The sequence below is a fragment of the Bacillus sp. FJAT-26390 genome, from assembly GCF_001682865.1.
Classification (GTDB): Bacteria; Bacillota; Bacilli; order Paenibacillales; family Paenibacillaceae; genus Pristimantibacillus.
This window is the reverse complement of record NZ_MAQX01000001.1, coordinates 231399-244334: the sequence shown is the minus strand read 5'-3', so window position 1 is coordinate 244334 and position 12936 is coordinate 231399. Positions and strand designations below refer to the sequence as shown.

Here is a 12936-nt window from a genome sequence, read left to right as displayed (position 1 = left end):
TCCTTGTTCCTTCAATTATTTTAGTTTAAATCCCAATCCAGCTTCACTTCGTTGCCTGTGCGGGATGATTCATAAATCGCATCAAGCACAAGGTTGTTCGTAAACCCAGTTAAAGCGGAAGTAATCGGCTGCTTGCCTTCCCGAATGCAAGCAAGGAAGTGGCGGCTTAGACGCGCGCGTTCCCCTTCATCGTTGTCGGCTTTGCGAAGCACCGTTTCGATCGGACGGTCAAACTTCTCCGTAAGCAGCTTGCCTTCGGCACCGCGGTAGCTGGCGCCGCCTTCCGAACCCATCACATGAATGAACGGCGTATTGTCCGTATCCATATGAACTGCCCAGCTGACTTCCAGCGAAAGCGTGCTTCCGTCTTCCATTTTGATCAAGGCCGTTGCCAAATCCTCGACATCATAAGTACCGTTCCAATTCGGCGTTCCCCAAGTGCCAATGCCTTTGCGGCTTGGACCAAACTCGGCATAGGTTGCCCCGTAAACGGATACCGGCTTTGGATTGCCCATCAAGTACAGCGCTAGATCAAGCATATGAACGCCGATATCGATAAGCGGACCGCCGCCAGATTGATCCATTTGCGTAAACCATGTGCCCCAGCCTGGGATGCCTTTGCGGCGGAACCAGCCGGTTTTTGCCGTATATATTTTGCCAAGCTCCCCGCGGTCGATTTGCTCTTTAATTTGCATCGGCACCGATTCCCAGCGCATTTGATGGCCGACCATGACAACGCGATCGGAAGCTTGGCTTGCTTTCAAAATTTGACGAGCCGCATCGCCGTTGATTCCCATCGGCTTCTCGAGCAGGACATGCTTGCCAGCCGCCAATGCTTGCAGCGCAAGCGGCGCGTGGAACTGGTTAGGCACGCCGATAATAACCGCATCTATGTCAGAGCGCTGAATCAGCTCCTCTGGCGAATTTGCTACGTTTGCGATGCCGTATTGCTTCGCGCGCTCTACAGCAAGCGGCAAATAAGCATCCGTAATTGCCGTAATGACGCACTCTTCGCCCAGCTTTGAAAATTCACCTGCATGCACATTACCGATATTGCCTGCGCCGATAATGCCGATTCTAATTTTATTGTCAACGGCCACTGAAATTCCTCCTAATGAGTTGGATAACAAAGCTTCCTTCGCAAGCATTTGCTTTCGCTAACGCTTGATCTCGTTATTTATGTTAAAATAAACGGGATCAGAAATCGTGCTTGTTTTTCGATAAACGTCTCAGATTTTCGGAGGAATCCATTATTTCATGACTTATATACCTGATTATTTGAAAACGTATCCAAATATGAACACTTCCTCTCCTCTCCATATTAGCTTGAACCGGCTTTATCATGGCTTTCGCCCGCATCGCCACGACTTTTTGGAGTTTTCTTATGTCGTAGACGGAAGAGGCTCCGAATCGATCAATGATGCCAAGCATCAAATGCTGCCCGGCACCTTTACATTCGTGCTGCCTTATCAGGTGCATGAGCTTTTTACGGAGCCAGGCAGTACATTAGTGCTTTATAATTGCATGTTCAGCATGGATTTATTGATAGAGCCGGGTCAAGAAAACGGCCTTATGGACTTAATCGCCCAAAATATGCTGCCGCCATTCGTTCAGCTAAGCGGCGCCGAAAACGCAAGGATGAAGCATTTAATCGAGGATATGTATCATGAATATCAAGGTCAAGAGCCTTGGCGCCGGACGATGCTCCAAGTCAGGTTAAAGGAAATATTGGCCTGCTTCGACCGCTATCGCCGGAAAGCCGCTCCATCAGCAGTCATTTCAACGCTTGGCTCCAAATCCAACGCATCGGTTTGGCCGATCATTCATTATATTCATCGCCATTATCAGGATGAGATCGCGCTCTCTGATCTTGCCAGCCGCTTCTCCCTCAGCGTATCTCGAATAAGCGAGGTCATAAAACAGACGACCGGACAAACCTTCGTCCACTTCCTGCATGACCTGCGCTTGCGGCATGCGTGCAGCCTGCTCGTCTCAACCGATATGAGCGTCGCCGAAATCGCGCTTGAGGTGGGCTACGGCTCCTACAAAACATTTTCCCGCATTTTTCGCGAAACCAAGGGCGTCGTGCCTAAGGAGTACCGAAAAACAAAGCTCAATCAGGAAAAGCTCAGCTAATAGCCTATAGCCATTCAAATAAAACGAGCAAGGGCTGCCCAACGTAGAACATTCTACTCATGGGGCAGCCCTTGCTCTGTTATGTGTTTAGTTGATAATAGACAGAACCACGAATAAGATGGCTAGCAAAACGTAAATGACAAGCGATACGATCATTAAAGTCCGCTTACTCACAGCGCTACTCCCCTTCCAGCACCGATTGGGCTATACACCATTATTGTATGTGGATGGGGACAACGCGGAAATTGTCCAAGTGAGAAATTCGCCCTCTAACTGGTCGAGACAAGGTGCGCTAAGCACTATATTCATAACCCTATGCTTCCCAGCTCGTATCGAATGCCTTGCAAGCCTTACCCGTGCTAATCTACTCGCTAGCCTTACTCTTCCGATCCGATGGCAGCAAAATCGTAAGCATGCCGAGCAGAGGCAAATACGAAGTGCAGCGAATGACAAACTCGATGCCCATGGAGTCGGCCAGATTGCCAAGGATAGCCGAGCCGATGCCGCCGAGTCCAAACGCCATCCCGAAGAACACGCCTGATACGAGTCCTACTCTGCCTGGCAGCAGTTCATTCGCATAAACCAGTATTACGGAGAAAGCCGAGGCTAAAATGAGTCCGGCAAAAAAGATTAAAATGACGGAAAACGTTAAATTCGCGTAAGGGAGCAGCAGGGCAAACGGAGCCGTTCCCAATATGGAAAACCAGATCAAGCTGCGGCGGCTGAACTTATCCGCCAAAATGCCCCCGAGCAGCAAACCAATTACGTTGGCGGCCAGAAAGACGAACAGCACCATTTGCGCATGGCCGACCGATAATCCAAAATGATCGATTGCATAGAAGGAATAGTAGCTGCTGATCGCAGCGATATACACGTTTTTGGAAAAAACAAGAATCATTAAAATCGTGAGCGCAAATACGACTTTACCCGATGATACATTTAGCTTAGACACTGGCTTGGCCGCCTGTTTCGTGCTCTTGCTAGGAACCAGAGCAAGCTGCGACCCATACCATTTTGCCACATTATATTGAATGACGATTCCGATTGTAGCAAATAGCGCAAACCAGATGACACCCTGCTGACCCGTATGGACGAATAACAGAGCTGTCATGATCGGAGCAAGCGATTGTCCAATATTGCCGCCGAATTGAAAAATAGACTGGCCTGTGCCCTTCCTTGTTCCTGCTGCTAAATAAGCTACACGCGCGGAGATCGGATGGAAGACGGCCGAGCCGACCCCAATAAGCATTACAGCGGCCATGACCATCCAGAAATGTGACGCGTAGGATAGTGCCGCAACCCCGCCCAGCGTAAACAGCATGCCTATCGGCAGCAGCATCGGCTTCGGATGCGTATCGGAGAAAATGCCAATGATCGGCTGAAGCAGCGCCGCCGTTACATTGATCATCAATGAGATCAAGCCGATTTGCGCGAAGCTGAGCGATAGCGAATCCTTTAAGATCGGAAATAAGGCCGGTACGACAGACTGAATCGTATCATTAATCAAATGTACGAAGCTAATGGCAAACAATAAAGGAAACAGCGTTTGTAAAGCGGTTGGCGACGTGGCGATAGAGGCTTGGTTGCTGGACATACAGGTTACTCCTTACTCAAAATAATGTATTGTGATATGCGATATATTGCATATTATATTTCCTTAAGCGGATAAAAGCAATCTATTCATTTTGCACGTTTAATCATTTGCGTCGGTCATTCATTATGCGATATATTATATATTGGTTGTATCCAAATTAATTAATAATGAAATAAAATAATAAAGGAGGGCTCGTGTTGCCTATTCCAACCGACTATTCCACCCCGGTTAGACTATCCGCCAAAGAGCGCACCTTGACCCAGCTTCAAAAATGGATTATCGACGGCACGCTTCAGCCTGGAGAGAAGCTTATCGATACTGATCTTGCCGAAGCGCTGGGCGTGAGCCGCACGCCGATTAGGGAAGCTTTTCAGCTGCTTGAGGTTCAGGGTCTCATTCAGACGTTTCCAGGAAAAGAAACGAGAGTGACGACGCTGGAGAAGGAGGATATCGTCAAGCTATATGGGCCGTTAACTGCCCTTCATGCATTAGCTGCCGAGCTTGCCGCCGCCAACATCCAGCCGGAGCATATCGAAGAGCTGCGCGCCATCAATGCTTCCTTCGACGAATGCGTTGACCAAAAAGAGTTTTATCAAGCGATGGAGTTTGACGAGAAGTTTCATGATAGGATTTTGCAAATCGCAAACAACCCGTATATATTGACGTTCAGCTCCTCCCTTCAAATGCATATTAGAAGATATAAGTACATTTTTATTAAACGCCCGAATTGGGAGACGCAGGCTGCCGGCAAAGATCATGAGGCGATCATTCAAGCGTTGGAAGCACGTGATGTCGAAGCTGCCGCGAGCTTAATGAAATATAATTTACTCAGGCCGCTGCAAAATCTGGATGCCATGCTCTAATCCGTATGCAGCAGCAACTAAAAAAAGTGATGATTCCGCCGCATTTGGCGTATCATCACTTTTTTTAAAACACTCGACTATCATTTGCTGCCTTCAACGCTTTCATAATAACGGCCGATTTCAATAATTAGCGCGCCCATTCTCTCCAGCTCCGGGACAACTATCCGTTTCACCCCGTACTCCCTCAGCGCCTCCTGCGTTACTTTTCCGACTGCTGCTGCAACGATTCGCCCTTCAAAGACATCCAACAGAAAAGCTATGCGATCCGTTTCACCGGCATACTTAAACAAATAATGCACCTGCACCGCGGTCGTGAAGCATATGGTGTCTACCGATCCTTCAGCCAACTCCGCCATTAGCGTATCCAATGTGGCTGCACTCGGCGGAACATGTTTGTACGGCAGCACGGTCTCTACCTGTTTCGCGCCTTTTGATTCAAGAAAACGCACCAGCTCAGGCGCCGGCTCGCCATGCAGCTGAATCCATACGCGCTGCCCTTGAAAATCATATGCCGACAAATTGTCTATTAGCCCCTTCATCGTCCCGTCATCATCGCTGACAACGGCCTTGAGGCCCGCCCGTTTGAGAAACGCTGACGTTTTGTAGCCTCTTGTTGCAATTTTCGCTTGTGACATCCGGTCCCGAACAGCCTGTCCAATGCCCAGCTTGTCAGCTGCGGCAATCAAGCTGTCCGATCCCATCCCCGTCGTCAAAATGAGCCAGTCGGTGCCCTGCTCTGCGAAATTCCGCAGCGGCTCCGCAAGCAAATCCTCGTCAAACATCGTTAAACCTTGAAGCGAGCGAATGATTGGAATTCCGCCTTGTTTTTCTACGATTAAGCTCATTTCATCTGTTTTGCGCGATCCGGCAATGACGATTCGTTTATTTTTCAAAGCGATTATGCTCATATTGTTTCTGCCACCGTACTTTCGGTTAATTTGCCTAAGTCGACGTCATTATACCAGAGAAAGGAAGAACACGCATCCATTCAGCCAAATAAATATCATGCGTTTTCCCATAATTGCTTAAAGAATAGCTCATACACCCTGCAATAAACGATTTTCAAAATCATATACACCGGTATAATGAGCAAAATGCCAAGTATCCCCGCGATATCCCCGCCTACAAGCACCAATATAATTGTTGTCAGCGGATGAATATCAAGCTGCTTGCCAAACACATATGGGGCAATCAAATTATCTTGGATTTGCTGAGCGATCGTAATGATCACAATCGACCAGATCGCAATGGACGGCGCTTCAATAAATCCGATGATGACGATAGGCACCGAGGACAGGAATGAGCCGATAAACGGGATAAAATTAAGTATGACCGCCACGACGGTAAGCAGCAGCGCGTATGGCAAATCAATAATTAGAAAACCAAGGTACATCAATACGCCAAGCGCCAAATTGACGATCACCCGGCCTACGATAAAGCTGCTTAGCATATGATCGATCTCAGCCATAACCTCCGTCCCGTCCTTACGGAACCGCTTGGGGATAAAGCTGACGATTTGTTCCCCAAACTTCCCGCCTTCCTTCAGCATATAAAACAGCAGAATCGGAAACGTGATTAACACGATCGCAAAATTGGAGAAAAAGGCAAACAGCCCGGATAAATAATCCGTGAGCAACGTAAAGCCTTTGTTCAAATACTCGGTCAGCTTAGAGAGTAGATTCGAATCCTGCGGCAAAAAAGTCGATAAAAAGCGATTATGCTGAAGCTCCTCTACTTGATCGCTTAACGAGGTGAACAGCGTAGGCGCATTTTCGACCAGATTAAACAATTGTGTTCGCAGCGAAGGCCATACGACGATGCTAAAACCGGCCATAATGACCGCGAACGCCAAATAAATGAGCAAAACGGCAAAGGTCCGATTCACCTTGTGCCGCTCCATTACATTCACGAGCGGACGAACCAAATAATAAAAAAATGCTGCAAGCATGAGCGGTACGATGATCATACTGAATAACGACAAAATGGGCTTGAAAATAAAATCAACAAGCGATCCCAAATAAATGATGATCAGCACCAAAATGATCGAAAAGCACCATCTCATAAAACGATTATGCTTGGCCATGCATTCACCTTCTTCTCTTTTTAGATGAGATATTCAGCCAAGCGGCACAGATGGCAGAAAGCACTGTGCCAGTCGGTCGCCCCCAAAAATAGGTTACTTCCCATTTACCCGCTTCAACTTCTGCTGAAACAAAAAGAAGATCGCAGCAAGGCGCTTCCGCCCCCGCTGCGATCTTCTAAACCTGCCTATTCGCTTACTTGGAAAATAGCTTTTCTGCATCATCAAGCGCCATGCTATGGCCGATGGAGGAGTAATCCAGCCATTTCTGGCCGTCCAGCACGTACACATGCTTATTTTTGACCGCCTTCAAATTTTGCCAAACGATGTTTTTCTCCAGCTCGTCGAATTTCGCTTTCGCCTCGGTGCCTTTGCTAATAATGACGAAGATGGCATCCGCGTCAAAGTCTGGCAGCACCTCTTGTGAAATAACCGCATAAGGCTCATCGACGATTTTTTCGACGCCTGCCGCTGGCTGGAGTCCGAGATCCTCAAACATAATCGGTCCGACCGGACGCGGCATGCCCATGACCCGAAGCTCCTTCGCTGTCATGCGGATCGCCATTGCTTTTGCGTCTTGTCCAAGCTCTGCGTGAATTAACGCCTTCACGCGCTCTGCCTTAGACTCGTAACCCTTAATAAAAGCTTCCGCTTCCTTCTCCTTGCCCACATGCTTAGCGATCCGGTTCAAATGGTCGCGCCATGTTCCATGATCCATATCGATGCTGATCGTAGGGGCAATCTTCTCGATCTTAGCCAAATCTTTGCCGGAGTAAACCTCATCGATGTAGATGACGTCCGGCTTTTGCGCGAGTACCGCTTCCATATCCGGATCCGTTACGACACCAAACTTCGCAGCGCCCTGCAAACGATCTGCCACATGCGGAAGAAAGTCCTTTACATCGCCGCCAACGACCGAGCCTACAGGCGTTATGCCGAGCGCGAGCAGGTTATTCGTAATATGTATCGACATCGAAGCAATTTTCGCATTTGGATCATGCGACTTAACGTCTGCCGAAGACTCGGGCGCTTCGGTTGCGGCATTTGACGGCGCGTTCGTGCCGGCAGCGCCATTATTCGAGGACTGTCCGCAAGCGGCTAGCACCCCTACTAGCATAAGCAAAACAACTGTTGCGACTATTCTTTTCATGTTAATGATTCCTCCGTGTGTTAGGTTTTGAATGTAAGAGCAAATAAAGAAAATACGGACCGCCAATCGCCGCAACGACGACCCCAGCTGGAATCGCATTTGGCTGAAAGATAGAGCGGCCTATTGTGTCCGCGCTCACTAGTATAAGCAGCCCCACAAGCGCGGCTATCGGTAAAAAATGGCGATGCTGCGGCCCTGCGAGCCGCCTCGCAATATGAGGGGCTATGAGCCCGATAAAACCGATGCCGCCCGCCATCGACACGCTTGCACAGGATAATGCCACCGCTAACCCCAGCAAAAACAAGCGATTCCGCGTCACCTGGCTGCCTACGCCGGAAGCTGTCTCATCGCCTAAGGCGAATAAATCAAGCGACCGTGAACGGAAATAAATGATCGGCACGATCAAAACGATCCAAGGCAGCAGCGCCCATACATTGATCCAATCTCTCCCCCAGACGCTTCCGGCAAGCCACCGGGAGGTGAAGGAATACGTATCCTCGTCAAGCCTTAAGGAGAGAAATAACGTGAAGGCGCTGACGCCTGCTTCAACCGCGATCCCAACCAATATCAAGCGGATCGGAATGATTCCTTTATATCGATCGTAGGCGAGTGCAATAATGATAATCGAAATGACGACCCCGCCTGCAAAAGTGAACATCGGGATTAGCAGCGCAGCCGGCCCTTCCATCGTCCGAAAAAAAGAAACGAAGAGGATTAATCCAAAGGCCGCGCCGGCATGAATGCCGATAATGCCCGGGTCCGCCAGCGTGTTGCGGGACACGCCCTGCATGACAGCTCCCGAAATGCCAAGGCCGATGCCAGCCAGTATCGTAATGACAATGCGAGGCAAGCGGTAATCGAATAAAATAAGCTGTTCATCGGATGTTCCGCCGCCAAGCAGCGTTCGCCAGATTGAAGCCGGGGACAATCGAATCGTTCCCGTATTCAAGCTCACGATGACAACGGCAATGGCGAGCGCCAGCAAAATAATTGCGGCAACTAACGCTCTGGCTGATCTTTTTTGTTCCAAGCTAGCCATATTTAAAGCTCCCGCCTTTCTTTGCGGGCCAAATACAGAAAGAAAGGCACGCCGACTAGGGCAACCATAGCCCCTATCGCAAACTCCCGCGGCGGATTGACCATACGCGACGCAAAATCAGCCCATACGAGCAATATCGCCCCCAGCAAGGCGGAGAAAGGAATAATTTTGCGATAATCAACCCCCATAAACCGACGGGCAATATGCGGTACAACCAAACCTACAAAACCGATTGATCCCGCTGCGGACACGGAAGCGCCTGCTAAAATAACAGCAGCAGCCATGCCAAGAACTTTTATGGTGCCGGTATGTATGCCAAGACTTGCAGCCGTTTCATCCCCTAGCGACAAAAAACTAATGGAGCGGCCCATCGTTGTTGCCCATGCAATAACAAGGAACACAAGCGGCGCTAGCACCTTCAAATGCTCCCACTTCACCCCTGCAACGCCGCCAGCATACCAGAATGCGAGATCTTGGCTCAAATCGTAATAGATCGCGATCCCGCTGCTGAAGGAATGAAGGATTGCCGCTACGACAGCGCCAGCAATCGTCAGCCTAATGGAATGAAGCCCGCCTTGCGTTGCCGATCCGAGCAGAACGATTAACAGCGTGCTAAGCGCCGCCCCCGCGTTCACGCCAAGTATGCCGGCATCCGCCATCGGATTTCGCGTCACGCCTTGCATAAGCGCGCCGGCTACAGCGAAAGCCATGCCGGTTATGACCGCGCCCAGCACGCGCGGGATCCGATATTCATGCATGATTTGATGGGCCGTCAAAGCCGGATCGTAATGGAAGACGGCAGACCACACCGTCGCAAGGCTCAGCTCCTTCGCGCCGCTCGATATTGCCCAAAATATAGACATCAACAGCGCTGCGAATGCCGCTGCAAACCATATCGTTGTTTTCCATGTTTTATTCCCTGTCATATCCTTCTATACGAAATAAGCCTCCCTTCACTCTTTTAATATTGATAATCATTATCACCAATTTATTATACCTTACCCTTTTTTTGCGTACATGACATAATTCAAGATTGTTTCATGGATTATTCCAAGATCGCCGGCGGCGGCTGCTACATCCTGCTCAGCAGCCGCTCGATCTCTTCTAATTGTTGGTTTATTCCGTGAGGCGCATACACGATCCACTTCTCCCAATCGATAAAAAACAGTTTATTGTTCTGAATGGCCGGATGCTTCATCCAATAAGGATTAGCGCGGATGAGCTTCATAAGCCGCAAGCGGTCAGCCTCCGTCTCGCAAGAAATAAACAAATAATCCGATTCGAACTCCTTAATCTCATCCGGCTTAATCGACAGCCAGTTGAAGCCTGTGCCAATGGGATGAGCACCCTGCGCCTTGCTAATTCTCTCCGGCAGCGTTAATTGCAGCGAACGATAAAAGATATGGCCAATGTTCCGCGTGCCATACACTCTAAGATCATTTTTGCGGACTACACATATCGTTACCGTTGCACCCCCAATCGCTTTTTGTGCCTTCCTTCGCACGCGTTCCGCCAGCCGCTCATGGTTGTCCATCCAATTATTTGCCGCCTGCTCTTTATCAACAAGCTCCGCAATTTCCTTTAGATGCGTATAAATATCCTTGCTAGCCCAAGGAATAGGCACGATCGGGGCGATATCGTTTATATGCGCTTTCGCCTTTGACAGGACATTGTCCTTGCAGACAATCAAATCGGGCTTCATGTCGCTAAACGCCTGCCTGCTGATCTCCCATGGATCGGTTGCATGCTTCGGCAAAGTGAGCTCCGTCGTCACGAGAGGCAAAAATCGATGCATTTGCGCTGCGCAAGGCCGCAGCCCAAGCGTATATAAATGATCCGTATAGGGGGAAGAAAGCGAAATGATGTTCAAATCTTGTTTTTTCGTATAAATAGTAGGCGAATAACCGCTCGTTTCCTTGAATCGGCGGCTAAAATAAAATTCATCCTCATAACCTACATCAGCCGCAATATCAATGACAGGCATATCGGTCATAAGCAGCATCTCTTTTGCTTTGTTCATTCGCAGATGAGTTAAATAGGATACGGGGGTTTTAGCCATGGACCGCTTGAATACTTGCGCGTAATAGGAAGGATGCAGCTGCGCCAGCTCAGCCAGCTTGTTTACTCGAATCTCCTCGCGGTAATGGCTCTGCATATAATCGATCGTTAATCGCAGACGATCCTCTATTTCATGATTTGCAGCGGGCTCGGCTTGACGAAGCAGCCCCTCCAGCAACTCATATAAATACTGTTGTCCGAGCAGTCGATTCCGCTCTTTTAACTGCTGCCCATCCGATGCCAGCAAATAAAAATAGCGCTTGAACTCTTTGCCGCTGACCTTTAGCTTGCCCTGCAGCGGAAAAGAAGTCTCGCGCACATAGGATCTTCCTGCATCCGACCGCTCGGATAGACGAAACCAATCAAACGCAACCCAGTACAGCTCCGTGCCGGAATCAGATAACAGCTGCATATCCAAAGTCGTGCCGAGCGTAAGAACATGGAGCGAATCACGTTCGATTCGGCTCGATTGCCCGTTGATGCTGAGGCTGCCGTCGCCCTTTGCGATGTATAGCAAAATATGCTGGGCGAGCGGAATCGTTCCGTCAGCCCAGCTTGGTGTCTCCATGCTCTTGCCTGCTTGCTCTATTTCAAAAATAACGTCGCGTAATAATGGACCATGCTCAAGCGTGCTCATACCAGCCGCGCCCCTCCCGGATAGTTTATCGCTGCCAGTGGCAGAAATAAATGAAAACCATTATCAATTGTAATGAAAATCCGGGACGATTACAATCATTTTACGCTGTATATTTCTTCAAAATAATAACGGCATTATGGCCGCCGAAGCCAAAGGAATTGGACATGCCAATTTCGATATTCGCCTCGCGCGCTTCGTTCGGCACATAATCAAGATCACAATACGAATCTGGTTCCTCTTGGTTAATCGTCGGGGGAATGATGCCCTCTTGGATGCTTTTCACCAGAGCAATCGCTTCCGCGCCGCCTGCAGCGCCCAGCATGTGGCCGGTCATCGACTTGTTCGCAGTTACTGGAATACGGTAGGCCAGCTCGCCGAACAGTTTTTTGATGGCAGCCGTTTCCGAGCGGTCGCCGATTTCCGTGCTGGTCGCATGCGCGCTGATCAGATCAATTTGCTCCGGCTGCAAGCCAGCCTCGCGCAGCGCATGCTTCATCGCTTGATAGGCGCCGATGCCATCCGGATGGGTCGCCACCATATGATAAGCGTCGGAGCTAGCTCCGTAGCCGATCACCTCCGCATGAATGCGGGCTCCTCTGGCTAAGGCATGAGACAACGATTCAAGCACGAGAATGCCTGCTCCCTCTGCCATGACGAATCCGTCACGCCCCGCATCAAACGGCCGGCTTGCAAGCTCCGGCGCCTCGTTGCGCGTAGAAATCGAGGTCGCGTTGCCAAAGCTCGCAAGCGATATATCCGTAATAGCGGCCTCCGAGCCGCCAGCGATAACGACATCCGCGCTGCCCGAGCGAATAAGGCGCCAAGCTTCGCCAATTGCCGTATTTCCTATCGAGCAAGCGGTAACCGGTGCCATCGACGGTCCTTGCGTGCCGAACCTGATGCTGATCATCGCGGCAGCCATATTGGCGATCATCATCGGAACCAGCGTCGGGCTAACCCGATCGGGACCGCGCTCATGCAGCACCTCAGCTTGGCCCAGCAGCGTCTGAATGCCGCCGATCCCCGATCCAACATAGACGCCGACGCGCTCACGGTCGGTTTCATCAAGCGAAAGCGCCGCGTCCTCCAGCGCTTGTTCCGCAGCCGCTATCGCAAACTGGCTGAAACGATCCATCCGGCGTGCTTCCTTGCGGCCAAATCGCTCATCCGCGTCAAAATCTTTTACGAGGCCGGCGATTTTAGCTTTATGCCTAGACGTATCAAAGGAGTCAATCGTTGAAATGCCCGACTCCCCTTTAACCAACCGATTCCAAAATTGCTCCACATCGTTTCCTAGCGGCGAAATAACGCCCATGCCTGTAATAACGACTCTTTCCATCGTTAATCCTCCTTCACGAATACCTTGATGAAGTGTAGTT

Annotated in this window: 11 protein-coding genes; 2 read left to right on the top strand and 9 right to left on the bottom strand. The window is 49.8% G+C overall.

Going from position 1 to position 12936, the window contains the following annotated elements; all coding sequences use genetic code 11:
* Nucleotides 1-20 precede the first annotated feature (20 nt).
* Nucleotides 21-1100, bottom strand: coding sequence for a Gfo/Idh/MocA family protein (locus A7975_RS01105; RefSeq protein ID WP_065383894.1), 1080 nt, complete (start codon nt 1098-1100; stop codon nt 21-23).
* 157 nt (nt 1101-1257) lie between these two features.
* Here A7975_RS01105 and A7975_RS01100 point away from each other — a divergent pair, with 157 nt between their 5' ends.
* On the top strand, nt 1258-2136 hold the full coding sequence (locus A7975_RS01100; protein ID WP_053375364.1) for an AraC family transcriptional regulator: 879 nt from the start codon (nt 1258-1260) through the stop codon (nt 2134-2136).
* 364 nt (nt 2137-2500) lie between these two features.
* Here the strand turns inward: A7975_RS01100 and A7975_RS01095 are convergent, their stop codons facing one another.
* Nucleotides 2501-3730, bottom strand: a complete 1230-nt coding sequence (locus A7975_RS01095) for an MFS transporter (RefSeq protein WP_053375363.1) — start codon at nt 3728-3730, stop codon at nt 2501-2503.
* A 197-nt stretch (nt 3731-3927) separates the two neighbouring features.
* On the opposite strand from A7975_RS01095, the gene A7975_RS01090 reads away from it, so the two are divergent.
* The gene (locus A7975_RS01090) at nt 3928-4593 is read left to right on the top strand and encodes a GntR family transcriptional regulator (RefSeq protein ID WP_053375362.1); all 666 of its coding nucleotides are present in this window, start codon (nt 3928-3930) and stop codon (nt 4591-4593) included.
* Between the two features lie 80 nt (nt 4594-4673).
* Here A7975_RS01090 and A7975_RS01085 read toward each other — a convergent pair whose 3' ends face one another.
* The 7 genes from A7975_RS01085 to fabF form a co-directional block, all read right to left on the bottom strand.
* A complete protein-coding gene (locus A7975_RS01085) occupies nt 4674-5501 on the bottom strand; it encodes a uroporphyrinogen-III synthase (protein WP_065383893.1) in 828 nt (275 codons plus the stop codon).
* Nucleotides 5502-5596: 95 nt separating this feature from the next.
* Nucleotides 5597-6676 carry an AI-2E family transporter gene (locus A7975_RS01080; protein ID WP_065383892.1) on the bottom strand — a complete coding sequence of 360 codons (1080 nt, stop codon included), beginning with the start codon at nt 6674-6676 and terminating at the stop codon, nt 5597-5599.
* 193 nt (nt 6677-6869) lie between these two features.
* A complete protein-coding gene (locus A7975_RS01075) occupies nt 6870-7823 on the bottom strand; it encodes an ABC transporter substrate-binding protein (protein ID WP_065383891.1) in 954 nt (317 codons plus the stop codon).
* A 1-nt stretch (nt 7824) separates the two neighbouring features.
* The gene (locus A7975_RS01070; RefSeq protein ID WP_065383890.1) at nt 7825-8862 is read right to left on the bottom strand and encodes a FecCD family ABC transporter permease; all 1038 of its coding nucleotides are present in this window, start codon (nt 8860-8862) and stop codon (nt 7825-7827) included.
* Nucleotides 8863-8864: 2 nt separating this feature from the next.
* On the bottom strand, nt 8865-9788 hold the full coding sequence (locus A7975_RS01065; protein WP_065383889.1) for a FecCD family ABC transporter permease: 924 nt from the start codon (nt 9786-9788) through the stop codon (nt 8865-8867).
* A gap of 146 nt (nt 9789-9934) precedes the next feature.
* Complete coding sequence (locus A7975_RS01060) at nt 9935-11557, bottom strand: helix-turn-helix domain-containing protein (protein WP_065383888.1); 1623 nt, start codon at nt 11555-11557, stop codon at nt 9935-9937.
* 100 nt (nt 11558-11657) lie between these two features.
* On the bottom strand, nt 11658-12896 hold the full coding sequence (fabF, locus tag A7975_RS01055) for a beta-ketoacyl-ACP synthase II (RefSeq protein WP_065383887.1): 1239 nt from the start codon (nt 12894-12896) through the stop codon (nt 11658-11660).
* Between the last annotated feature and the right edge of the window lie 40 nt (nt 12897-12936).

What these genes read in the sequence shown, in the direction of transcription:
- A7975_RS01065 (WP_065383889.1), bottom strand. Translation starts at nt 9,788, where the DNA reads ATGACAGGGAATAAAACATGGAAAACAACGATATGGTTTGCAGCGGCA.
- A7975_RS01080 (WP_065383892.1), bottom strand. Translation starts at nt 6,676, where the DNA reads ATGGCCAAGCATAATCGTTTTATGAGATGGTGCTTTTCGATCATTTTG.
- A7975_RS01060 (WP_065383888.1), bottom strand. Translation starts at nt 11,557, where the DNA reads ATGAGCACGCTTGAGCATGGTCCATTATTACGCGACGTTATTTTTGAA.
- fabF (WP_065383887.1), bottom strand. Translation starts at nt 12,896, where the DNA reads ATGGAAAGAGTCGTTATTACAGGCATGGGCGTTATTTCGCCGCTAGGA.
- A7975_RS01095 (WP_053375363.1), bottom strand. Translation starts at nt 3,730, where the DNA reads ATGTCCAGCAACCAAGCCTCTATCGCCACGTCGCCAACCGCTTTACAA.
- A7975_RS01100 (WP_053375364.1), top strand. Translation starts at nt 1,258, where the DNA reads ATGACTTATATACCTGATTATTTGAAAACGTATCCAAATATGAACACT.
- A7975_RS01085 (WP_065383893.1), bottom strand. Translation starts at nt 5,501, where the DNA reads ATGAGCATAATCGCTTTGAAAAATAAACGAATCGTCATTGCCGGATCG.
- A7975_RS01075 (WP_065383891.1), bottom strand. Translation starts at nt 7,823, where the DNA reads ATGAAAAGAATAGTCGCAACAGTTGTTTTGCTTATGCTAGTAGGGGTG.
- A7975_RS01070 (WP_065383890.1), bottom strand. Translation starts at nt 8,862, where the DNA reads ATGGCTAGCTTGGAACAAAAAAGATCAGCCAGAGCGTTAGTTGCCGCA.